This is a genomic window from Pseudomonas sp. 24 E 13, assembly GCF_900004715.1.
GTDB lineage: Bacteria > Pseudomonadota > Gammaproteobacteria > Pseudomonadales > Pseudomonadaceae > Aquipseudomonas > Aquipseudomonas orientalis_A.
Genome location: NZ_CVTO01000087.1, coordinates 23,526 through 45,392, shown reverse-complemented (window position 1 = coordinate 45,392; position 21,867 = coordinate 23,526). Strand labels below are relative to the sequence as shown.

At 62.4% G+C, this 21,867-nt stretch carries 18 protein-coding genes; 11 read left to right on the top strand and 7 right to left on the bottom strand.

The features are described 5' to 3' along the window. Positions 1 to 24 precede the first annotated feature (24 nt). From BFP90_RS05420 to BFP90_RS05410, 3 genes are all read left to right on the top strand, one after another. Positions 25 to 723 carry a hypothetical protein gene (locus BFP90_RS05420; protein WP_065895572.1) on the top strand — a complete coding sequence of 233 codons (699 nt, stop codon included), beginning with the start codon at positions 25 to 27 and terminating at the stop codon, positions 721 to 723. Beyond that, on the top strand, positions 723 to 1,325 hold the full coding sequence (locus BFP90_RS05415; protein WP_065896172.1) for a hypothetical protein: 603 nt from the start codon (positions 723 to 725) through the stop codon (positions 1,323 to 1,325). Before BFP90_RS05420 ends, BFP90_RS05415 begins: the two co-directional genes overlap by 1 nt. A gap of 420 nt (positions 1,326 to 1,745) precedes the next feature. Further along, on the top strand, positions 1,746 to 2,375 hold the full coding sequence (locus BFP90_RS05410; RefSeq protein ID WP_065895574.1) for a LysE family translocator: 630 nt from the start codon (positions 1,746 to 1,748) through the stop codon (positions 2,373 to 2,375). Between the two features lie 136 nt (positions 2,376 to 2,511). Here the strand turns inward: BFP90_RS05410 and BFP90_RS05405 are convergent, their stop codons facing one another. Next, positions 2,512 to 3,786, bottom strand: a complete 1,275-nt coding sequence (locus BFP90_RS05405; protein ID WP_065896171.1) for a glycoside hydrolase family 68 protein — start codon at positions 3,784 to 3,786, stop codon at positions 2,512 to 2,514. Positions 3,787 to 4,088: 302 nt separating this feature from the next. On the opposite strand from BFP90_RS05405, the gene BFP90_RS05400 reads away from it, so the two are divergent. After that, on the top strand, positions 4,089 to 5,420 hold the full coding sequence (locus BFP90_RS05400; RefSeq protein ID WP_065896170.1) for an APC family permease: 1,332 nt from the start codon (positions 4,089 to 4,091) through the stop codon (positions 5,418 to 5,420). 284 nt (positions 5,421 to 5,704) lie between these two features. Here BFP90_RS05400 and BFP90_RS05395 read toward each other — a convergent pair whose 3' ends face one another. From BFP90_RS05395 to pvdM, 3 genes are read right to left on the bottom strand one after another with little or no spacing between them, the layout of a single operon-like run. Beyond that, positions 5,705 to 6,577, bottom strand: a complete 873-nt coding sequence (locus BFP90_RS05395) for a dihydropyoverdine dehydrogenase (protein ID WP_065896169.1) — start codon at positions 6,575 to 6,577, stop codon at positions 5,705 to 5,707. A 28-nt stretch (positions 6,578 to 6,605) separates the two neighbouring features. Then, positions 6,606 to 7,874, bottom strand: coding sequence for a pyoverdine-tailoring periplasmic protein PvdN (locus BFP90_RS05390; RefSeq protein WP_065896168.1), 1,269 nt, complete (start codon positions 7,872 to 7,874; stop codon positions 6,606 to 6,608). Continuing rightward, positions 7,871 to 9,232, bottom strand: a complete 1,362-nt coding sequence (gene pvdM / locus BFP90_RS05385; protein ID WP_065896167.1) for a pyoverdine-tailoring dipeptidase-like protein PvdM — start codon at positions 9,230 to 9,232, stop codon at positions 7,871 to 7,873. Before pvdM ends, BFP90_RS05390 begins: the two co-directional genes overlap by 4 nt. Positions 9,233 to 9,374: 142 nt before the next feature. On the opposite strand from pvdM, the gene BFP90_RS05380 reads away from it, so the two are divergent. The 3 genes from BFP90_RS05380 (at position 9,375) to BFP90_RS28750 (ending at position 12,831) form a co-directional block, all read left to right on the top strand. Next, a complete protein-coding gene (locus tag BFP90_RS05380) occupies positions 9,375 to 11,003 on the top strand; it encodes a pyoverdine maturation tyrosinase PvdP (RefSeq protein ID WP_065895580.1) in 1,629 nt (542 codons plus the stop codon). A gap of 85 nt (positions 11,004 to 11,088) precedes the next feature. Next, entirely contained in the window at positions 11,089 to 12,441 is a 1,353-nt protein-coding gene (locus BFP90_RS05375) for a Fic family protein (protein ID WP_065896166.1), read from the top strand. 63 nt (positions 12,442 to 12,504) lie between these two features. After that, positions 12,505 to 12,831 (top strand): hypothetical protein, encoded by a 327-nt coding sequence (locus tag BFP90_RS28750; RefSeq protein WP_176718016.1) that lies wholly within the window; start codon positions 12,505 to 12,507, stop codon positions 12,829 to 12,831. A 120-nt stretch (positions 12,832 to 12,951) separates the two neighbouring features. On the opposite strand, the gene BFP90_RS05365 is transcribed toward BFP90_RS28750, so the two are convergent. Then, on the bottom strand, positions 12,952 to 13,674 hold the full coding sequence (locus BFP90_RS05365; RefSeq protein ID WP_065896164.1) for a pirin family protein: 723 nt from the start codon (positions 13,672 to 13,674) through the stop codon (positions 12,952 to 12,954). Between the two features lie 181 nt (positions 13,675 to 13,855). Here BFP90_RS05365 and BFP90_RS05360 point away from each other — a divergent pair, with 181 nt between their 5' ends. Together BFP90_RS05360 and BFP90_RS05355 are read left to right on the top strand one after the other, a co-directional pair. Then, positions 13,856 to 14,806, top strand: coding sequence for a GlxA family transcriptional regulator (locus tag BFP90_RS05360; RefSeq protein WP_065896163.1), 951 nt, complete (start codon positions 13,856 to 13,858; stop codon positions 14,804 to 14,806). A 150-nt stretch (positions 14,807 to 14,956) separates the two neighbouring features. Then, positions 14,957 to 16,408, top strand: a complete 1,452-nt coding sequence (locus BFP90_RS05355; RefSeq protein ID WP_065896162.1) for a winged helix-turn-helix domain-containing protein — start codon at positions 14,957 to 14,959, stop codon at positions 16,406 to 16,408. On the opposite strand, the gene BFP90_RS05350 is transcribed toward BFP90_RS05355, so the two are convergent. Both BFP90_RS05350 and BFP90_RS05345 read right to left on the bottom strand, forming a co-directional pair. Then, entirely contained in the window at positions 16,355 to 19,126 is a 2,772-nt protein-coding gene (locus BFP90_RS05350) for an ATP-binding protein (protein WP_065896161.1), read from the bottom strand. The genes BFP90_RS05355 and BFP90_RS05350 overlap by 54 nt on opposite strands. Before the next feature lie 58 nt (positions 19,127 to 19,184). Then, positions 19,185 to 19,583: a helix-turn-helix domain-containing protein gene (locus BFP90_RS05345; protein ID WP_065888313.1), complete on the bottom strand. Its 399-nt coding sequence runs from the start codon at positions 19,581 to 19,583 to the stop codon at positions 19,185 to 19,187. 204 nt (positions 19,584 to 19,787) lie between these two features. On the opposite strand from BFP90_RS05345, the gene BFP90_RS05340 reads away from it, so the two are divergent. Both BFP90_RS05340 and BFP90_RS05335 read left to right on the top strand, forming a co-directional pair. After that, on the top strand, positions 19,788 to 20,696 hold the full coding sequence (locus BFP90_RS05340; protein ID WP_065895588.1) for a LysR family transcriptional regulator: 909 nt from the start codon (positions 19,788 to 19,790) through the stop codon (positions 20,694 to 20,696). Positions 20,697 to 21,015: 319 nt separating this feature from the next. Beyond that, on the top strand, positions 21,016 to 21,819 hold the full coding sequence (locus BFP90_RS05335; protein ID WP_240998983.1) for a hypothetical protein: 804 nt from the start codon (positions 21,016 to 21,018) through the stop codon (positions 21,817 to 21,819). Positions 21,820 to 21,867 lie beyond the last annotated feature (48 nt).

Here is a 21,867-nt window from a genome sequence, read left to right as displayed (position 1 = left end):
ACCTCGTGTTTCCAAGGAGTTTCAATGTCTGTAACGCATCGCCTTGATTTACCTGCCATTGAGCGCGCATTGCGCGAAGTGCAGGAGCGCTTCGCCGAGCTTAGCCGGCACTTCACCGAGCCGCGCGATCCCTTGACCGACGAAGTGCTGCTCAATGTGCTTGAAGGCTATGCGTTGATTGACGACTATGTCGCACGCGGCGTGGACCTGTTTGATCTTCATCAGCTGAACCTGATGCTGGAAATCAACGCCACAGTGCTGTGCGGTCGAGACCCGGCGCGGCGGGTGGAGTACGCCCAGCACCTGGCGGCGACCGAGGAGCACTTCTTCAATAACGTCGAGGGCGGTATCAAGGACTTGTTCAACTGGTATTGCGCGTATCGCAGCGAATCGGTCTGGAAGCGTGCGGCCGGCGTCTATGTGCGCATCCTCAGCAAGCCGCAGTTGTTCATTGAAGGCAACAACCGCAGTGGGTCGCTCATCGTCAGCTATTTGCTCATGCGTGCAGGTTTGCCGCCGTTCGTGCTGACGCTGGAAAATGCCGAGGGTTATTTCAACCCATCCTCGGTGATACGCAACTCTGCCAAACATGGTGTCAAGGCGTTGTATGAATTGCCCAAGATCAAGAAAAAGTATGCAGCCTTCCTGGAGCACCAGGCGCCTGATCCAGGCAAGTTTTTCCTGAGCGGCGCGCGGCTGCCCCTGCGAGAGAGAGGCCACTGATGCGCCGATTCAAGCGTCAACGCCTGCGTATTTCATTTGATATCGATGACACGCTGGCCTGTCAGCTGCACCACTGCGCTGTCGAAACCAGCTGGCTGCCGGCCTGTGTGCATCGTTGGCTGGGGGAGCCGTTGCGCATCGGCACGCGTACCCTGATCCGCGACTTGCGTCGCCAGGGTTGCAGTGTCTGGGTCTATACCTCGTCCGGTCGCACACCGTCCTACATCCGCCGCTGGCTGTTGCTCTATGGAATCCGCGTCGATGGAGTGGTCAACAGTGTGCTGCATAACCGCGCCCTGACCGGGCACGGGCTGTGCAATGCGCCTTCGAAGTATCCGCCGGCATTCGACATCGACTTGCACGTCGATGATTCCGAGGGCGTGCAGATTGAAGGCGCTGATCATGGATTCCGCGTTGTCGTGGTCGATCCGCAGGACATACGCTGGACGCAGAAAGTCCTGGATGCCGTGGTCGTTGTCCGCGCGCAGCTCGGTTGGCCGCGGCTGATCAGCCCCAAAGCGCCGCGCAATGCCGGGCTATCGCTTGAACCGAGCAGGCCTGTCGCCCCCTCGATCCTGGCGCGTGGGCAATGGTCCGGTTGAATGTATCCAGGACAATTCTTTGTGTGTATCAAATGGCGGGCGTTGATTGATCGTTCCCACGCTCCGCGTGGGAATGCATCCCGTGACGCTCCGCGTCACCTTGCGCAGGTAAAGCAGGACGCGGAGCGTCCAAGGCGGCATTCCCACGCAGAGCGTGGGAACGATCATGTAGCGATCATGTAATGGTCGGGTTGAATGTATTCAGGACAATTCTTTGCGTGTATCAAATGGCGGGCTTAGGCTCGCATTTACATACAGCAGGGAGGCGAACCCGGCGCGCAGGATGCAACCGTTCCAGCGGCGTCGGATCGATTGAGGCATGTTCAGTCACGTTACGGTCGGGTGCACCGACCTCGAAAAAGCAGCTCATCCCCATGGCAGCACGCCTCACAACGCCCGTTGCGGCGATCTGGAGCGCCCATGCTAGAGCCATCGACGCTTTTGCTGTTTGCGGGGGCCGTGTTGCTGTTACTGATGTCTCCCGGCCCCAACATGGCCTTCGTGATTGCGCACGGCGCCAGCTACGGCTGGCGTGGCGGCGTCGCTGCTGCGTTGGGAATCGGCGCGGCCGACCTGGTATTGACCGCGCTCACCGCAGCCGGCCTCACGGCCGCCATAGCGCAGTGGCCCCCCTCGTTCGACCTGATCCGCTGGGCCGGTGCGTTCTATCTGCTCTGGATGGCCTGGAACGCCCTGCGGGTGCGTGCCGCACGTTCAACGCATGCCACCCTCCAGGCGTCGCTGATGTCGGTGTTCATCCGAGCGATGCTTAACTCTTTGCTCAACCCCAAAGCGTTGCTGTTTTTCATGGTATTTTTGCCGCAGTTCGTTGTGCGCGGCAGTTCTGCGGTCGCCCTGCAAATAGTGACGCTGGGGTTGGTATTAACCTTGATCGCGATCATTTTTCACGTCGTGCTGGGCCTGATGGGAGGAATCATCCGGGGTTATGCGTCCCACCACGGCGAGTCCGCAAAGTGGCAGTCGCGGGGCCTGGCATTCGTATTGGTGTTGCTGGCAGTTCGCTTGGCGTTCACGTCGCGGCCGGCATGAGTTATACGGGTAGCCGGTGCGTACTTGGATAAAAAAAGCCACTCGATCGAGTGGCTTTTTTATCCTGTGAATTTCGATCGTTCCCACGCAGAGCGTGGGAACGATCAAGCCACGTTACGACGTCTGTTGACCTTGCTTATTTGAGCGTGACGTCAACCATCGGCGGGATGTAACCGTAGTCATACTCGGCGACCACGAATGTCTGCTGCCCTTTGATCTTGATGCCCACGGTCGGTGCCTCGGTGCCGCCGATGCGCACCTGTGTCCCGCCTTCGCCGGTGGGTACGCTGTCGATGAAGGAGGTCACCAGGCCGTTGGGCATCACGCAGTGCGAGTAGGTCTGGAAGGGCTGGGAAGACGGATTTCCCAGGACCAGGCCGGAACCGTTCAAGGGCACGTAAGGGCCGAACAGCGAGTCGGCGACAAAACCGTACACACCGTCCGGCCCGGTTACCCCGTCGCCATAGGTGAAAGTGTGGCTGATGGTGAACAGATAATACTTGCCGTCCTGGAACACGAAGTGCGGACGTTCGGTCTGGTCGTTGACGCCGACTGCGGTCAGCAGCGGCGGCAGCATTTCCCAGTCGTCGCCGTCTTCGTCACGGGCCACGGCGATACCAACGCAGGCGGTCTGGAAACGCGAGTTGCCGACGTCTTCATAACCGGGCGGCACATCGCCGATTTCTGCCTTGCCCACCTTGTGCGAGCCGCGCTCGCCGGCCACGTTGCCTTCGAACAGCATGTACAGCTTGCCGTCCTTCGGGTCGCGGAACGGCCATGGATCGCGGAAACCCCAGAAGGCGTTCTGCGCTTCGGTCTGGTACATCTTGCCGTCGGCCTCGAACAGCGGCTTGACCTTCTCGAAGCCCACCAGGCTGACGCCATGCTCGGTGGTCACCACGCGGCCACGCACCTTGACGATGGTCGCGCCGGGTGTGACGGCGGTGTAGTAGAGGTCCACCTCGCCTTGCTCGTTCAGCAGGATCGGCGTGCCGGCCCATTCGCGCACCGTTGGCGAAACGCCTTCAGCCATGACTCGGCCGCCGAGTTTCCAGTCTTTGCCGGTGCGGGAGTACCAGTAGTACATCTTTGCCCGACCGTGGCGATCGGTCCAGTCGCGGGTGATGTCGTAGTTACCGTTCTCATCGAGGTACTGCGGGTCGTTGGGATGACGGTCTGCGGTCAGGGTGAAGATCACCGACCAGCCATCGACGGAAGTGATATTTCCGTCAATGTCGCGCAGCGGCATGGTGTCCCAGATAAACACCTTGTCGCTCAGCACCGGGAAGTCGGCACTGACCAGCGGCTGGGTGGTGGTGGGGTCGTCCGCATGGACTTTCAGCGCATCGGCGCGGGTCCACAGGCTGGGCAGGTGGGGGGTGTTGCCAAATTTTTCAGTGGTGCTTTTCATAGGTAACCTCGTCCGTGAAGCTAAGTTGATACTGTATTTATATACAGTCATTGGACTTTAAAAGACTGGTTCCCTCGGGTCAAGGGCTAAAATGCATTTATGCATATTTTTGCGTGATGCCTTGGCTGACACGTTTCAGCTATGGATTTTTACAGACGTTCGCGTTCGGCCGGGAGGTAGCTAAGGGAGCCGCTACTAAATAAGGAACTTTGGCCCCGCAGGCCTTCTCCATTGCAGATAGCCCCGCCTCAGCCGGCCTGCGCCGGATGATCGCTGACTGCAACCCGCCGCCAGAGCCGCCCATGACCGAACCCAGCCTCAGCCACGCCGAACCTTCCACGCCGTCCCTGCGCCGCGCCGTGACCGGCCCGATGTTGTTCCTGTTCATCCTGGGCGACGTGCTCGGCGCCGGCGTGTATGCGCTGGCCGGAACCATTGCCGGCCAGGTCGGCGGGGCGATCTGGGTGCCGCTGCTGGTGGCGTTGTTTTTCGCCATGCTCACCGCCGGCTCGTACGCCGAGTTGGTGACCAAATACCCCCATGCAGGCGCTGCTTCGGTGTTCGCCGAAAAGGCGTTCAAGTCGCCGCTGATTTCGTTCCTGGTGGGCTTTTGCATGCTCGCCGCCGCCGTGACCAGCGCCGCCGGGTTATCCCTGGCGTTTGCCGGTGACTATCTTGCGGCGTTCGTTAACGTCTCGCCCCACGTGGCGGCGCTGGTCTTTTTGCTGGTGATTGCGCTGTTGAATGCGCGCGGGATCAAAGAATCGCTGGGCGCCAATATGGTGATGACGTGCGTGGAGCTGTCCGGGCTGCTGTTGGTGGTGGTCGCCGCAGCCTGGTGCTTGCAGGCCGGTGAGGCCAACCTGGGGCGGGCGTTCGAATTCAAGCCCGGCATCAACCCGATGCTTGCCGTGCTCGGCGCTGCACTATTGGCATTCTATTCGTTCGTCGGCTTTGAGACGTCGGCCAACCTGGCGGAAGAAATCCGGGGTGTGCGCAGGATTTACCCGCGCGCGCTGTTCGCCGCGTTGATCGTGGCGGGTATCGTGTATATGGCGGTTGGTGTCGCCGCCTCCGTGGTGTTGCCGATGGACAAGCTCACAGCCACGTCGGCACCGCTGCTCGAAGTGGTGCGCGCCTCGGGCCTGAATATTCCACCGCAACTCTTTGCCTTCATTGCCTTGGTCGCGGTCGCCAATGGCGCGCTGCTGACGATGGTCATGGCCAGCCGCCTGACCTACGGCATGGCGCGCATGGGCCTGTTGCCGGAGCCGTTGTCACGCGTGCTACCCAAGCGCCGTACGCCCTGGGTGGCGATCATTGCCAGTACGGCCGTGGCCATAGCCCTGACGCTGACCGGCACGCTGGCGGCATTGGCCGAGACGGTGGTGTTGTTGTTGCTGTTCGTGTTTCTCAGTACCAACCTGGCGGTGCTGGTATTGCGGCGTGACACCATTGAGGAGCAGCATTTTCGCGTGCCGAGCTGGGTGCCGGTGCTGGCGATTGTTTCGTGCCTGATCCTCCTCAGCCAGCAAAGCCTGGATACCTGGATGCGAGGCGGGGCGCTGATTGTGTTGGGCATGGTGCTGTATGGCTGCAATCGATTGGCGACGCCAGCGGTGCAGGCGGGTTGAGTACACCAAACGGGTAGCGGCCCATGCCGCCGATGGCGGTGTGTCAGGCGCAGATGCATGCACTGACCCTCCCTCATCGGGGGCAAGCCCCCTCCCACATTGGACTGGTGTACGGCTTGGGGCTCGCGTACTGCCCGAAAACCAATCCAGTCACGCCGCGTCTGCTGGTGAATACATTCTTCCTGACGCATGGCGCTCAAATGTGGGAGGGGGCTTGCCGCCGATGGCGGTGGGTCAGTTGCAGAAGCATTCACTGACCCTCCCACAGTGGATTGGTGCATGGCTTAGAGATCGCGCACTACCCGGAAACCAATCCAGTCACCGCGCGTCTGCGGGTAGATGTTGTTGCGGTTGCCGGAGCGGGAGAACACTGGCGCTTCGCCCCAGTCATTGCCGCGAATCTGGTAGGACTCGCAGTTCGGTTCCATCCAGGCACTGCCGTCAGTCGGCGCACCGACGTAGTTCGGGTGTTCGCAATCGGCAACCCGTTCATACACATTGCCGTGCATGTCGTACATGCCAAACGCATTCGGCGGGTAGCTGCCCACCGGTGACGAATAGCTGTAGCCGTCCGCCGGGCCGTAGGTGTTGGCGTGCCTGGCAATGCTGTAGCCCTTGCCTTCGTCGAACGGGAAGGGGAACGGCCCGCGGGTGCCGGCGCGGGCCGCGTATTCGCGTTGGGCTTCGCTGACCATGTGGTACTGCTGGCCGGTTTTTTTCGACAGCCAGGCCACGTAGTTTTTAATGTCGTCCATGTCCATGCACACCGCCGGCTGGCGCGGGCCCTGGGGGTAGCGCGGCTTGCTGGCGATGCATTCGCGGCCGGGACGATCATCACCATTGGCGATCTTCACCCCGGTCTGGCGGACATAGCTGTCCCATTCACCGGCGGTAATGTGGAAGCGGCTCATGGCGAAGGGCTTGGCGAAGGTCACTTCATGCATCGGGCCTTCGTCCGGTTCGCGGCCGACTTCGTCTTCCGGGGTGCCCATGGTGAAGGTGCCCGCAGGCAATACCACCATTTCCGGGCAGTCCTTGCAGTCCTTGAAGACTTTGCCCGGTTGCGGTGCCGCCGCCTGGGCCATGCCCGGGAGCAGGGCGCCGCACAGTACGGTCAGCGCCAGGGCTGTCAGGGGTTTGAGTCGAAATGGCGTCATGTGAGCGTCTCGTTCAAATAAAAAAAGGTCACAGCCGCTGGCTCAGCAACGCCATGAAGCGCTGGATCTCATCCGAGCTGTTGAGCAGGCCGGGGGAGGTGCGGATCACCGGCCCGACATCACGGTCCACGGCGTCGATCACCACTCGGTTTTTCATCATGTAGCTGGCCACCGCATCGCAGTCCTGGCCCTTGACCCGAAAGAAGGTAAAACCTGCCGACAGCGCTGGACTGCGCGGCGTGACCAGTTCTATCTGCGGATGCGCCAGCAGTTGCGCTTTAAGCTCGGTGTTGAGTGCGTGGATACGCGCCTGCACCGCTGCCTTGCCCAGTTGCAGGTGCAGCTTGAAGGCTTCGTCGGCGGCCCAGCGATGCTCGAACGCGTGGTAGCCGCCGGGCGTCATGGTGGTGGCGAAATCCTTGTCTTCGGAGAAGGTCGGCACCATCGGTGTGACGTAGGTGTTGTCGGGGCTGCGAGCGCACACCAGGCCGGTGCCGCGCGGGCCGAACATCCACTTGTGGGTGCCGGCGATGAAGAAGTCGCAGTGCATGGCCGGGAAGTCGAGATTTTCCACGCCGAAACCGTGCACGCCGTCGACCACGTAGAGCAGGCGGTCGTTGTCGTCGCGGTTGCGGTTGTATTCATTCACCAACTGGCCGATTTCGCCAATCGGCAATTTGACACCGCTGCCCGACTGCACCCAGGTCATGCCCAGTACGCGGGTGTTGGGGCGAATATTGCGCTGGATATTGCCCAGCACTTCATCGGCGGACACGCCGCTGGCGCTGTCGAACAGCCGGATGCGGCGTACCTGGGTGCCTTCCCTGCGCACGCGAAAATCCAGGACGTTCTGCGTCGCGTAATGCTCATGCTCGGTGGTGAGAATTTCCTGGTCGGCGCGCACCTTGATCCCGCCATAAATCATCGCCAGCCCTTCGGAGGTGCTGCCGGTCAGGGCGATCTGTGGCGGTGTGGCGTTCAGGTAGCGGCCCGCCCATTCACGCACCTGGCCTTCGCGTTTCCAGGTTTCCTGCAGGTCCCAGTCCATCGCCAGGCCGGGGTTGCGGTCGATCTGGGCGCGGTAGCGCTCAATGGCCTCGCGCACCGGCCTGGGGTGCGACGCGACCAGGAAGTTGGAAAAATGCAGGTAATCCGGGTCCTGGTTGAACAGTTGTTTCAAGCCTGTCCATGGGTCGTTCGTGGCGGCGGCCAGCGCCTGGGGCATCAGCGTGTTGCCCAGCGGCAGGCTGGCGGCCAATACGCCGGCCTGCTTGAGGAATGTGCGACGGTCGGTCATGGGCTGACTTCTTGATGGGCCAAGGGTTTGGCGGCTTTCTGGACCTGCTCCCACACCCGCAGGAAGTTGCCTCCCCACAGCTTGGCGATATCGGCTTCGGAATAACCGCGCTGGATCAGTTCGGCGGTGACGTTGCGCACTTCGCCAACGTTCTCCCAGCCCTGCAGGCCACCGCCGTCGTTGAAGTCCGACGCGATGCCGACGTAGTCGATGCCGATCTTGCGCACGGTGTAGTCGATGGCATCGCCCCAGTCCTTGAGGGTCGCCTTGGGTTCTTCCTCGAGAATCGCGTACAGCTCGCTGGCATACTGGCCGAAGCGCTGTTCGGGCCACGCGGCGATGATCGCATCGCCCGGCATCAAGGCCATCGCCAGGTTCGGCAGCGGCGGCAAGTCGAAGCGGGCGCGAAGGGCGTTGAGCTTGTCCTGGGTCGGCTGGCTCAGGGGGCGCAGGTAGGCAGGAAAGCCCACCACCTGCACCACGCCGCCGCTGCGCTTGATCAGTTGCAGTTCCTTGTCGCTGAGGTTGCGCGGGATGTCCACCGACGCCCGGGGGGCCGAGTGGGACGCTACCATCGGTGTACGGCTCAACTGCGCGACCTGTTCCAGGGCTTTGGTCGACATCTGCGACACGTCGATGATCACCCCCAGGTCATTGAGGCGCTGCACCGCTTGCTGGCCGATGGGCGACAGGCCCTCGAGGGCGTCGGTGGTGTCATTGAAAAACGGCAGCGGGCGCGACGAGTCCGACCAGGCGTTATTGCCGATGTAGCTGAAGCCGAACATGCGCATGCCGCGCGCCGCCCACAGGTCCAGCTGGTTCAGGTCGTCACCAAGGGGGTAGGCGTTGAGCATGCTGATAAAGATCGCGAACTTGCCTTCGCCGTGCAGACGGCGCATGTCGTCCGGGGTGTAGGCGATGCCCACCTGGTTGGGGAAGTCGCGGACCATGCCGGAGATGATTGTGTAGCGCACCTCCTGCTCATGGCGGGCTTCCTCGACAAAACCGTCGGTGGGTTTGTGCGGGGCGTTGGGGCCGTTCCAGATTTCCGGCCAGCCGAAAATGGTCAGGGCCGCGCCGGATAATCGGCCGCGCGCCGCTTTGGCCAGGTCGAACTGGCCGCTGCCATCCTTGTCGGCTTCATTGCCGGCGGTGCCGAAATCCATGGGCACGGTGATATGGCTGTCGAACGACAACAGGCGATCCTGCATTTCATTGGCCTGCTTGATCACCTCCAGCGGGTAGCCGGCGTTGCCCTTGAACCAATGATCCCAGACCAGAAAGCCGGCCCCGGCAGCGACCGCCAGTGCCAGCGGCAAGCCGATATACAGCGCCTTTTTCGAACGTGGTTTTGTCATTGCCATCTCAGTCAGTTGAGGCCTTTGCTATCAGGGAAGAACGAGCGATGACCGGGGAAATTTAGCGGGCGCTGCCCGGGCGGTAAATTTCCCCAGGCTGCAAACGTTCTAGCTCTGATTAAGCCGTTTCCTAAGGTAGACAATGACGATCTCTCGACGTGGGTTCATCGCAGGCCTGGCGCTGACCGGCGCGGCGGTGCCCGCGGCCTTTTATGCCCATCGCGAGCTGACGCGGGAAGAAGAATTCCCGGTCACCCCCGGCGAAGCCACGGTCGAGCTGGCCGACACCCAGGGCCAGCACCTGGCGAATACGTTGCGCGGGGTGTGGAGCCTGCGCCTGGAAGGTCGCGATGCCGGCCTCAGGGGCTTGCCGTCCCGGGGCCTGGAACTGCTGCTGGACATCGCGCCCCGTGGCCGTGGCTTGCGCGGTTACCTGGACACCGCCGAGAACCTGCGGGCCGACGGCGAGCCGCGCTACCGCGTATTGGGCGATCTGCTGACGGGCGAGGGCGCCTTGCTCTATTGGCGGCTGATCGACCGCGATTCGGCGGCGGGCATCCCGGCCTACGAATTCAAGATGACCCTCGATGAAGTCTGGGCCGACTTCGGCAATGCCGGCAGCGGCACCCTCAGTGGGCAGATCCTCGACCTCGAGCGGCCCCTGGCATTGACCGAGCGCGACAACCGATTCATCGCCCACAAACAGCTGTTCCCCGAAGCCCGCCAACGTATCGGCCTCAACCCGACCCTGCTGGCCTGGCTGATTGCCCCCGAACATCGCCTGTTTCACCAGCTGTGGCACGCCACCCGTGACCAATGGCACAAGCTCTCCGAAGAAAAGCGCGAGGCCTTGCGCGGCATCGGCTGGCAACCCGGGCCGCGTGGCCGGGAGCGCGATGCGCGGGGCAAGCTCAAGGACCGTAACGGCTCGGGCATCGACTTTTTCTTCATGCACCGCCATATGCTGGGCACTGCCCGCTCCATGCAGGACCTGCCGTCGTGGCCGCATTTCCCCGAGCCCCAACCGGCGCTGGAGCGCGATCGCCCGGGCTTTGTGCGCTACTTCGATAACCACGACGGCTTTGCGTTGCCGCCGTGCTGGTCGGCGCCGGATGACGCCGATTACACCCAGTGGGTCAGCGACATCAAGGCTGCCGAGACCTACCACAGCAATTTCCAGGTGTGGGAATCCCAATACCGCGACCCACGCTACCTGGCCAGGCTGACCCTGGGCCAATTGGGCTCGGAGATGGAGCTGGGCCTGCACGACTGGCTGCACATGCGCTGGGCTTCTGTGCCGCGTGACCCGTCCAACGGCGCCCCGGTGCCGTTTGCCCGCGACCCTGCGGACTTCGCCGCACGCTGGTACGCACCGGAAAACGACTTCCTCGGCGATCCGTTTTCATCCCACGTGAACCCGGTGTTCTGGCACTTCCACGGCTGGATCGATGACCGCATCGAAGACTGGTTCCGCGCCCACGAGCGGTTCCATCCGGGCGAAGTCACCCGGCTTGAGGTCAACGGCGTAGCCTGGTTCGCACCGGGACGCTGGGTTGAGGTCGGCGACCCCTGGCTCGGCCCGGATACCCACGGCTGCAGCACCACGCCGGGGTTGCAGCAGGGCCGCTCGATGGAAATGGACCCGGAAATCATGAAACTGGCCCTGCGCATCACCTTCGGCGCCGATGAGGAACTGCTCAAAGGCCTGTTCAAGCGCGTGCCGAAGCGGCCCTGGTATGCGCGGCATTTGAAGGTTAAGCGCGAGGCCTGAGTGCGGTGTTTTAGCTGCGTGTTCCTTGACATCCTCGCACTGGCGCGCAACGATCAACTCAATTTTCCAAAATTGAGTTTCAGTCGTGGCGAAAATCCATAAACCCGCTGATTTCGGGGCTTTGTTAGATCGTCATGGTTTGCAGGTTTTCGAGCTTGCACGCATTTTCAAGGCGGTCGATGACAAAGGCCGATATTTGCACTGGGACGAATTCCGCCGTTACCCGACGCCGGGGGTCAATAAAGAGGCGGCCTGGGCCGCCATCAAGATGTCCCGGGCCTGTGGAAGCAAGACGCTTGAGCTTGAGAGCGAATGCGGCAGTGCTTTTTTCTTGTGCTCCACGGATTTCAGCGATGCGGTGATTCACGCTGTCGAGTCGGTGACATCCCGTTTAGGCGGGGCGGCAGCGTCGTCTCCTCAATACCGTGATAACGCTCAGTATCTGGTCGACTCCTTGATGATGGAAGAGGCAATTTCCAGCGCCCAACTGGAAGGTGCCGCGACCACGCGCAAAATCGCCAAGGACATGCTGGCCAAGGAGCGCCCGCCACAGAATGACGATGAGCGGATGATCCTCAATAACTATCAACTGATGAAACATGCCAAGTACAACCAGGGCGAAGACCTGTCTGTCGCATTGATCTGTGAGTTCCATGGCATCGCGACAGCAGGGATTGACGAGGACGATATTCGCCCCGGGCATATCAGGGAAACCGACGATATTTTTGTCGGCGGCGCGGGGAATGAAATTGTTCATCAACCCCCTCAGGCTGCATTGCTACCGGACAGGCTTGAGGCACTTTGCAGGTTTGCCAATGACCGCCATGACGGTCAAGGCGGCAGGCACTTTATCCATCCGCTGGTCAAAGCCATCATTCTTCATTTCATGCTGGGTTATGAGCACCCCTTCAGGGACGGCAACGGCCGGACAGCGCGCGCGTTGTTCTATTGGTTCATGCTCAAAAGTGGTTATTGGCCTTTTGAGTACATTTCCATCAGCGCCTTGCTCAAAGAAGCCCCGATGCAATACGGGCGCTCGTATATCCATACGCAAACCGATGGATTCGATTTGACCTATTTCGTCATTTATCAATTGCGGGTCATCGAGCGCGCGATGAACGAATTCATGCTGTATTTCGAAGGTAAAAGGCAAGAAGCCGTAGAGCTGATGAGCTGGCTCGATTCGCTTGATTTAAAAGAAGGGTTGAACTACCGACAGGGCCATTTCCTGAAAAAAGTGCTGCAACACCCTGGGCGCATCTATACGCCCAGGGAACTCACCCATGACTATGACATTTCCGAAAATACGGCACGCAAGGACCTTGAAAAACTGGTCGGCATGAAACTTCTATTCAAGGTACAGGAAGGAAAAAACCACCTGTACATCGCGCGCGACGACGCGCAGTTCAACTTGAAGAAGCTGACGAACGCGGGTTGATAGAAAACAAAAAAACCGGCTGATCAGGCCGGTTTGGGTTCCCTTCAACAGCAGGGGTTATACGTGGTTGCTCAGCAGGCGTTCAGCACCGCCTTCGGCCAGGCCACGTTCCTGCAGACGATCTGCACCGCCCTCAGCCAGGCCGCGTTCCTGCAGGCGATCCGCACCGCCCTCGGCCAAGCCACGTTCCTGCAGGCGATCCGCTCCGCCCTCAGCCAGGCCACGTTCCTGCAAGCGATCCGCACCACCTTCGGCAACACGGGTTTCAATCATGCGATCCGCGCCGCCTTCAGCGACTACCGGGTGGGCGAAAGCGTTTGCAGCCAGTACCGAGAAAGCGAGGCTAAGCAAGAGTTGGCGTTTCATGAGGGTGTGCTCCAAGTGTTTTAGTGAGGTGCCGTTTGGCATGGGTTTGATGTTACGCGTCGCAGTTTTTAAGAGAACTTCATTGCGCTGATGGTGACTATCGACGCCAGCGATGGGCCCGCTCACGGGCCATCACTGCGACCGTCATGGCATCTGCGGCACTTCATTGGGGCGCAGGTCAAACACCAACACCTCAGCGTCCTCGCCATGGCTCAGGCGAATCTGGCGTTCGTCCCGTACGCGCGCACCGTCGCCTTCCTGCAAGCGCTGGCCATTGAGCTCGACGCTGCCGCGCGCCACATGGATGTAGGCATAGCGATCCGGCGGCAAGTCCAGTTGCGCGCTTTCATCACCATCGAACAGCCCGGCATACACCCGCGCATCCTGGCGAACATTCAACGAACCGTCGGCGCCATCCGGCGAGATGATCAGTTGCAGGCGCCCGCGTTTTTGCGCTTCGCTGAAGTGCTCCTGCTGATAGCGCGGCTTGGCCCCGGCTTCATTGGGCACGATCCAGATTTGCAGGAAGTGCACGCCCAGGCGGTGACTGTGGTTGAACTCGCTGTGGGCCACGCCGCTGCCGGCGCTCATCAGTTGCACATCGCCGGGGCGGATCACCGAGCCGGTGCCCAGGGTGTCCTTGTGTTCCAGGGCGCCTTCGAGCACATAGGAGAAAATCTCCATGTCACGGTGCGGGTGCTGGCCGAAGCCTTTGCCGGCGACGACGCGGTCATCATTGATCACCAGCAGGTCGGAAAACCCTTGTTCATTCGGGTTCCAGTAGTTGGCGAACGAGAAGGTGTGGAACGACTTCAACCAACCATGATTGGCGGCGCCGCGTTCGGAAGCTTTGCGAAGGGTCAGCATGGTCCAGTCCTCAAGTGAGCGCGGGCTGCGAGATGCAGGGCGCTTGCGTTGAGAAGAAGGTTAATGGTTAACGGTTAATTCATTAAGAAGATGAAATCCGAATAACTGTCGCTTATAAGTTGACAGTAAAAGACATGCCATAATGCCCGTCGCCTTTCTTCTCGATGGACGTTTCCCGCTTATGAAAACCGTGGCCATGGCGCTGTTTCCGGACTTCCTGCTGCTCGACATGGCCGGGCCGCTTGAAGTGTTTTCGATTGCCAACCGCTACCTGCCGGCGGCCGACCACTACCGGATCCTCACCATCGGCACCGAGCCCGGGCCGTTGCGCGCCTCCAATGGCGTCACGGTGCAGACCGACCTGCTGCTGGAGCAGGCCCAGGACGCCTATGACGTACTGCTGGTGCCTGGCGGTCCGGGGGCCTATAACGAATGCCATCCCGCGCTGCTGCCCTGGCTTAAGGCGATGGCGCCACGGGCACGGCGTTTCGGTTCGATCTGCACCGGCGCCTTTGTGCTCGGACACGCCGGCTTGCTCGACGGGCACCGCGTGACCACCCACTGGCATTACACCGAACGCTTGATCAAGGCATTCCCGAACGCCATCGTCGAGACCGATCGCATCTACCTGCAGGACCGACGCTTGATCACCTCGGGTGGCGTCACGGCCGGTATCGACCTGGCCCTGTCGATTGTCGCCCAGGACCATGGCAAGCAAGTGGCGGTGGACGTGGCCAAGGTGTTGCTGGTGGTGATGAAACGCCAGGGTGGCCAGGCCCAGTTCAGCCCGATGACCGCCGCCGTGGCGCCCCAGGAAACCGCGATCACTCGGGTGCAGCACCACGTGCTGGCGCAGCTCGACCAACCCTTTACGATCGAGTCGATGGCGGAACTGGCCGGCATGAGTGCGCGGCACTTTGCGCGACTGTTCGCCAGGGAAGTGCAGATGACGCCCATGGCGTTTCTGCAAGGCGCGCGCATCGACCGTGCCCGCCAGTTACTGGAAACCACCGACCTGCCGCTCAAGACCGTGGCGTTCCACTCAGGCTTCGGCAGCGTGCGGCATATGCGCTTTCTGTTCAGTGAAAAGCTCGGCCTGAACCCTACCCAATACCGACAACAGTTCAGTTAACGACACCCTGTCCGTCTGAGGCACCCGATTGTCCGTATCGCTCCCCGTGCCAGCATTGTCCTGTGACCGCCAGCTGGCAAGATAACGCCGAGCCCACGGAAAAAGGATGCGCAGGCACTCAAGCACGGGTGTTTCAGCGCTTTTACGGACATGAATCATTCTGCGGCGGTGAGCTTCGGCGCCTATACGTTTCATCGGCACCAGCGTCTGGTCAGCAAGGCCGGCTGGCCGGTGCCGCTGGGCGGGCGCGCCCTGGATATCCTCGCGGTGTTGCTGGAAGCGCCGGGGCACTTCATCAGCAAGGCGACCTTGATCGAGCGGGTCTGGCCCAACAGCGTGGTTGAAGACAATAACCTGCGCGTGCACATTGCCGCGTTGCGTCGCGCCGTGGATGTGCAGCCTTTGATCCTCAATCATCCGCAGCGCGGCTATTGCTTCGCCGCGCCCGTGCAAGGCGCGCTGCCGACGTTGCCGGCACCGCACAACCTGGCGGCGCGGCTGAGCCCTGTGGTCGGTCGCGATGAGCTGGTAGGCATGCTCGTACGGCGCATGGCCGGGCAGCGGCTGTTGACCCTGACCGGAGTGGCCGGTATCGGCAAAAGTACCCTGGCCCTGGCGCTTGCCGAGCGCGTGTTGCCTCGCTATCGCGACGGGGTGTGGTGGGTCGACCTGGGCAACCTGCGCACGCTGGGCGAACTGCTCGGGCACCTGTCCACGCTCTTGCAATTGGACGCGGTCGACAGCCTCGATGAGCTGTGCCGACGGTTGGCCGCGCGCCGATTGCTGCTGGTATTCGATGGGGCCGACCTGCTGCTCGGTGCCTGTCGCAAGCTGCTGCGCGCGCTGCACGAAAGGGCGCCGGAGGTCAGCGTGCTGGTCAGCAGTCGCGAGGCCTTGCTGGCGCCGGGCGAATGGGTGATGCGCGTGCCGCCGTTGGGGGTGCCGTCGCCGTCGGCGCTGGGCAGTGTCGAGCAGGCCATGGCCTGTCCCGCCGTGCAGTTGTTCGGCGCACGGGCGCGCGCCAGTCAGCAGGGTTTTGTGTTGCGGCCCCAGGAGTTGATGCCGCTGCGCGATATTTGCCGGCGCCTGGACGGTATCCCATTGGCCCTCGAACTGGCGGCCGCCCAGGTTGACGCCCTGGGTATCGGCGGCGTGCAGCGGCAATTGCGCAGCGGCCTGCACGGGCTGAGCCACGGTCGTCGCACGGCGGTGGAACGCCATCGCTCAATGACCGCCGCGCTGGACTGGAGCTACGAGCGCCTGAGCCTGCCGGAGTGCTGGCTGTTCCTGCAGTTGGGCCTGTTCAAGATGGCGGTGATCCTGCCCACCTTGCGTGAAATGGTCAGCGGGACCGAGCTTGAGCACGCTGATTTGTCTTACCTGCTGGCGCGTCTGGTCAATCTGTCGCTGCTGACCGCCGAGCCTGGCCCGGGCCCGACGCGCTATCGCCTGCTCAATAGCGTGCGCAGCTACGCCCTGGCGCAGTTGCGCGATCCCCTTCAGGTCGAGCGCTTGCAGCAAGGTTATGGGCAGTGCCTGGGTGAGTTTTCAGGCCGGCCGTTTGTCCTGCAACTCGTCGAGCAGGCGGCGTGCGCGCAGTAGATCGCGGGTGGCGAAGCCTTCGGTAAATCGAGCGTAGATCGGCTCCAGCAAATCCCTGCCGGCTTGCCTGCGCCCTTGTTGCTGCCAGTGTTGTGCCAGGCAGCCCGCACAGCGCAACTCCCAGGCCAGGGCACCTTGCCGGCGTGCCAGGCCAAGGGCTTCGAGCAGCAGCGTTTCAGCACCGTGGATATCCCCCTGGAGCGCCGCCTGCCCGGCGTACACCCGCAGGATTTCCGGCGCGCACCAGCCCGCCGTGCCACTGCGCGCGCGGTGCATGCCCGGCTCATCGACCTGCCGCATGTCGAAGGTGACCAGGGTGTCCTCTATCAGTCCCAGACCCTGCAGATCCTGGTCGCCCAGGATACCGGCATAGTGCCCGGCCCAGGTCTGGAACAGTTGCACCGAATGCTTGTGCGCCTGCTCAAGCAACAGGCGTTGCATGGCCTGTGCCTCGTCGTCGGCACCGTTGTAGCGGGCGATGACTACACCAGCCAAGGCCAGGGTGTAGCAGATCGAGGTGCCGTGGTTGATCTGCAGCGCCAGCTCCAGTGCCTGGCTCGCGGTGCGCCAGGCACGTTCGGGGAAGCCTTGCAGCCAGAGGATGCGCGCCAGGACGGTCAGGGACGCGACGCTCTGGTCGTACTGCACGCCAACGCCATGGGCGAAGCGATTCACGTGGCCGCTGTGGCTCATCCGTTGCAGCACCTGCTCGGCATGATGCCGGGCCAGTGCCTGATCGCCGGTGTAATGCCGGGCGAGGGCGCGCAGGCGTTGGGTGCTCAGGTCCAGCAGCGGCTCGGTGCGTGGGTCGAGGCGATCAAATTGCAGGCTCTGTTGCAGCGCCTGGTCATAGCGCCCGGCACACAGGTTTACCGCCATATGCCCGGAGACCGCGCGTAACTGGCCGGCCAGGTCCTGGCGTTCTTCGGCCAGGCGCGCGGCACCGACAAACGCCGCAATGGTCTGCGGCGCGGCGCCCAGGGCGTGGTAGGAGAGGCTGCCCAGGGCCAATTGCAGTTGCAGGGTCAATTGCGTACAGGGCGCTTCGACCTGATCGATCAGCGCCAGCGCCTTGTCCACATAACCGGCATGCTCGCGCAGCAACGACAGTTCCTGCCACAGGGGCATCGCACTGACCGTCAGGCGGATCGCCAGCAAGTGCCCCGCGTCGTCGGCGAAGCCCCAGTCGAGGGCGGCGCGCACGTCTTCGCGCAGCGGTGCGTAGCGCTCGATCCAGGGCTGGGTGGCGATCAGTTCCCAATCACCGCGGGCCTGTTCCATCAGCGCCAGGCAGCGTGCCGCATGGCGTTCGCGCGTGGCTTGCAGTTCGCCCGCGAGGCTGAGCTTTTCCAGGGCATACGTGCGGGTGATATCCAGCAGGCGATAGACCATCTCTTCCTCGCCGGCGTCCACATTCAGCAGCGACTTGGCCACCAGTTGCGTGATGGAGCCGAGCACTTCGGCCAGGGCCACGTGTTCCCCGGCGATCACCGCCGCCGCGCTGACCAGGCTGAAGCCCCGGCGAAACACCGCCAGCCTGCGCAGGCAGATTTTTTCGCCTTCGGTGAGCATGTCAAAGCTCCAGTCGAGCGTGGCCCGCAAGGTTTGCTGGCGGGGCAGGGCGTTGCGCCGTCCGCGGGTCAGCAGGCGAAAGTTATCCTCCATCTGCACCAGCAGCCCCGGCAAGCCAAAACGCTCGATCTGCGCGGCCACCAGCTCGATTGCCAGCGGAATGCCGTCCAGGCGCTGGCAGATATCGATGGCCAGCGGCAGGTCGGCATCGCTCAGGGCAAAGCTGTCCTGATGGGCCATGGCCCGCTCGATCAGCAATTGCATGGCCGGGTAACCCAGGGCCTGGGCGCGGTTGCCGGTGGCGGGCGGGCAACTCAGCGGCTCCAGGCGTTGCACCGACTCACCTTCGGCGCGCAGCGCTTCACGACTGGTGGCGAGGATGTGCAGGTGCGGCGCATGGCGCAACAGGGTTTCGCTGATCAGGGCGATGTCGTCGAGCAGGTGCTCGCAGTTGTCGATCACCAGCAGCAACTGGCGTGCCTGCAAGCTGCGGGCGAAGCTTGCCAGCGGCGCATTCTCCCCGGGTGCGGCACCCAGCAAGGCGGCGAGGTTGGGCAGAATCATCGACGCGGCACTGAGCGGCGCCAGGTCCAGCAGATGAATTCCATCGCGGTAATGCCCGATCAGCAATTCCGCGACGCGCAGCGCGACGGTGGTCTTGCCGATGCCACCGGCGCCGGTCAGGGTGATGAAACGTTGTTGCGGCAGTTGCTGCACCAGCGCATCGATCAGGGCCTGGCGGCCGATCATGCGCGTGCGCCGCAGCGGCAGGTTGTGGCCAGGGCGTTGGGGCGCGCCGTCGGTGGGTAGCGTCATCGGTTCGATGCTCAGTGGCGCGACAAAACTGTAGCCGCGCTGGGCGACCGTGACGATATAGCGCTGCCCCGCCTGGCCGTCGCCCAGGGCCTTGCGCAACGCGGCCATGTGCACCCGCAGGTTGCCATCTTCCACCACGCTTTTGGGCCAGACCCGCGCGATCAGCTCCTGCTTGCTCACCACATTGCCGGCGTGCTCCAGCAGGATCAGCAGAATATCCACCGCCCGCCGTCCCAGGCGCAGCGGGCGACCGGCCTCCAGCACCAGGCGCTCGCGCGGATGGATGCGGTAGGGGCCGAAGTGCACGGCCTGGTCGTTCAACTCATTCATGGCTGCCCAGGTTCAAGAGTAACGGATGGGCAAGCATATTCCAGGCGCTTGAAGACCACTAGGCTGCGATCACCTCGGGCTTGGAGCGCGAGTGGTGGTTTCGCCAGGTCATCGGGTTCACGCCCTCGCTGCGCGTGAACATGTGACAGAAGTGCGCCTGGTCGCAAAAGCCGCATTCCAGGCTGATCTGCGTAAGGCTCAGGGAAGAACCGGTGATCAGTTCCTTGGCGCGCAGGATGCGCTGGTGGCGAATCCACTCCTGGGGCGACACCCCGGTGGAACACTTGAAGGCGCGGGAAAAGTGACTGCGCGACAACGCGCACGCCTGGGCCAGCTCGGCGATGCTCAGGCTTTCGCCGAGGTTGGCGAGGATCAGTTGCTTGGCGATACGCTCGCGCCGGGGGCACAGGCCTCCGGTGGCGGATAGACGAGGGGCATATTGCTCGAGTCGGGCCATGACAAATATCCGCAGTCGATGGGAGCTTTCCCGTTGAATGGATGCAGTGTAGACGCCGTTCATCTTGTTGCCGGACCGCCTGGCTGACGAGTTAATCGTTGTTAATTTCGCCAGGTGCCGGCGGGGAAAAGACAGCACAGGTGTGCAATCGCGAGCGTTGCGGGCGTGCTTCCCTGACCCCCTGCAAACCGTCTGGATACCGCCATGAACCGCAACGACCTGCGCCGCGTCGACATGAACCTGCTGGTGATTTTCGAAGCCCTGATGTTCGAGAAGAACCTGACCCGGGTCGCCGAGAAACTCTTTATGGGCCAGCCGGCGGTGAGCGCGGCACTGGGCCGCCTGCGTGACTTGTTCGACGACCCGTTGCTGCTGCGCAACGGTCGCGGCATGGAACCCACGCCACGGGCGGTGGCGATACTCAAGGAACTGCAACCGGCCATGGACACCATTTCGGGCGCCGTCAGCCGTGCCAAGGATTTCGACCCCTCCACCAGCTGCGCGGTGTTTCGCATCGGCCTGTCCGACGACGCCGAGTTCGGGCTGTTTCCGCCCTTGCTCAGTCACCTGCGCGAAGCAGCACCCGGCATCATCGTGGTGGTGCGCCGGGCCAATTACCTGTTGATGTCGTCGTTGCTGGCCAGCGGTGAAATCTCGGTAGGGGTGAGCTACACCACCGAACTGCCGGCCAACGCCAAGCGCAGGAAGCTGCGCGATATTCCCTGCAAGGTGCTGCGCGGCGATGATGGCGAGGCGCCGCTGAGCCTGGACGATTACTGCGCCAGGCCCCATGCCATGGTGTCGTTCTCGGGTGATTTGAGCGGCAATATCGACCTGGACCTCGCACGCATCGGCCGTTCGCGGCGGGTGGTGCTGGCGGTGCCGCAGTTCAGCGGGCTGCGCGCATTGCTGGCCGGTTCGCAGATTATCGCGACCGTGCCCGATTACGCGGCGTGTGCATTGACCGAGGGCACCCGCCTGCGGGCCGAAGACCCGCCGTTCGCGATTGATGCGGCAGAGCTGTCGATGGTGTGGAGCGGGGTGCATGACAATGACCCGGCCGAGCGCTGGTTGCGGGGCAAGATTGCGCAACATATGGCCGCAGAGGTTTAGCGGTTCAGCCCTGGCGCCGAACGCGGTCTCACCTGGCCGGCCTCGACATACAGCAAAGTCCTAACGATGCGCACGCTTTTTCCGGCTGCCCGCCTGGGGTTGGCCCGCCTACCATGGGTCAACTTTCAAGCAGGGGCGGGTAGCGACTATGTATATCTCTCAGAGGCCACAGGTTATTCCACCGGTTACACCACAGCCGGGTCATGACGCGCCCGCTTCGGCGTCGCGGCACCCGGAGTCAATACCCGCGAGCGCTGATTCGGGCGCTGGCGTCGCGGGCTCAACCCGCTCTGTCGTCTCCACGCCGGGGGCTGTGCCGGTGACTGTCGAGACCTCAAAACTGGACAGGGTGAGCGATCCGCGTCTGGAGATTAAGAAGGAGGCCTCAGCACCCGATGGGATGTACCTCGTTTCCTACACGGTTCCCGGATCAGGCCAGGGGGTGAGCAACCTTACTTTTCCAATCAGCATTGGCGCGGGCGCGCAAAGAACCCCTAGCGAGCCTGCGGGGATCTATTACGCGATGCAGTTCGGCATTAATGACGCACAGGGTAATTCCCTCGGCGACGGGTATATCGGGCTGCAGCCAGGGGAGCACGGCAAGGCGCAGGTGCCGTTTTCCGGGTTCGGGTCGCACTTTACCGCTCCAGACGGCAGTTGCGACGCGGACGGTGGTCCGGGGGCGAGCAACAGTACAACGGTGGATTTCACGTTCGGTCATCAATACAACCTCACGGTGGAGCAAGACCCGCAGAATCCGCAGCGGTTGAGCGGGTATATCCAGGACGTCACGGACCCCGAGCATCTCGGGCCCAGGCAACACGTCAAAGACCTTTACGTCGATCGCAAGGTCAGCTTGACCACGAGCTATAGCGGGTTCGTCGAACACTACGGTAAGGAGATCGATCGCAGTTCGCAGATAGCGCCGACCGCAGGCAGCTTTTCCGCGCCTTTCACCACGGATGACCAAGGCAATATCAAGGTCGGTTCAGTCAAGAGCGAGGGATTGTATGGTCGGTTCCGCAATTCGATCACCGGCGATCTGCAAGTGACTCGAGTGAACGGCGAGGGTAAGGCGCTCAAGTTCTCCTTCCAGGGCGTCGGTTACCAAAAGCCAGGCTGAGCGTCGCGGCAAACAGCACATACATTCAATTCTCCACCGCCTTTGCCC

Excerpts from the sequence above, each read along its gene's own strand:
- BFP90_RS05420 (WP_065895572.1), top strand. The coding sequence starts at position 25 with ATGTCTGTAACGCATCGCCTTGATTTACCTGCCATTGAGCGCGCATTG.
- BFP90_RS05415 (WP_065896172.1), top strand. The coding sequence starts at position 723 with ATGCGCCGATTCAAGCGTCAACGCCTGCGTATTTCATTTGATATCGAT.
- BFP90_RS05410 (WP_065895574.1), top strand. The coding sequence starts at position 1,746 with ATGCTAGAGCCATCGACGCTTTTGCTGTTTGCGGGGGCCGTGTTGCTG.
- BFP90_RS05405 (WP_065896171.1), bottom strand. The coding sequence starts at position 3,786 with ATGAAAAGCACCACTGAAAAATTTGGCAACACCCCCCACCTGCCCAGC.
- BFP90_RS05400 (WP_065896170.1), top strand. The coding sequence starts at position 4,089 with ATGACCGAACCCAGCCTCAGCCACGCCGAACCTTCCACGCCGTCCCTG.
- BFP90_RS05395 (WP_065896169.1), bottom strand. The coding sequence starts at position 6,577 with ATGACGCCATTTCGACTCAAACCCCTGACAGCCCTGGCGCTGACCGTA.
- BFP90_RS05390 (WP_065896168.1), bottom strand. The coding sequence starts at position 7,874 with ATGACCGACCGTCGCACATTCCTCAAGCAGGCCGGCGTATTGGCCGCC.
- pvdM (WP_065896167.1), bottom strand. The coding sequence starts at position 9,232 with ATGACAAAACCACGTTCGAAAAAGGCGCTGTATATCGGCTTGCCGCTG.
- BFP90_RS05380 (WP_065895580.1), top strand. The coding sequence starts at position 9,375 with ATGACGATCTCTCGACGTGGGTTCATCGCAGGCCTGGCGCTGACCGGC.
- BFP90_RS05365 (WP_065896164.1), bottom strand. The coding sequence starts at position 13,674 with ATGCTGACCCTTCGCAAAGCTTCCGAACGCGGCGCCGCCAATCATGGT.
- BFP90_RS05360 (WP_065896163.1), top strand. The coding sequence starts at position 13,856 with ATGAAAACCGTGGCCATGGCGCTGTTTCCGGACTTCCTGCTGCTCGAC.
- BFP90_RS05355 (WP_065896162.1), top strand. The coding sequence starts at position 14,957 with ATGAATCATTCTGCGGCGGTGAGCTTCGGCGCCTATACGTTTCATCGG.
- BFP90_RS05350 (WP_065896161.1), bottom strand. The coding sequence starts at position 19,126 with ATGAATGAGTTGAACGACCAGGCCGTGCACTTCGGCCCCTACCGCATC.
- BFP90_RS05345 (WP_065888313.1), bottom strand. The coding sequence starts at position 19,583 with ATGGCCCGACTCGAGCAATATGCCCCTCGTCTATCCGCCACCGGAGGC.
- BFP90_RS05340 (WP_065895588.1), top strand. The coding sequence starts at position 19,788 with ATGAACCGCAACGACCTGCGCCGCGTCGACATGAACCTGCTGGTGATT.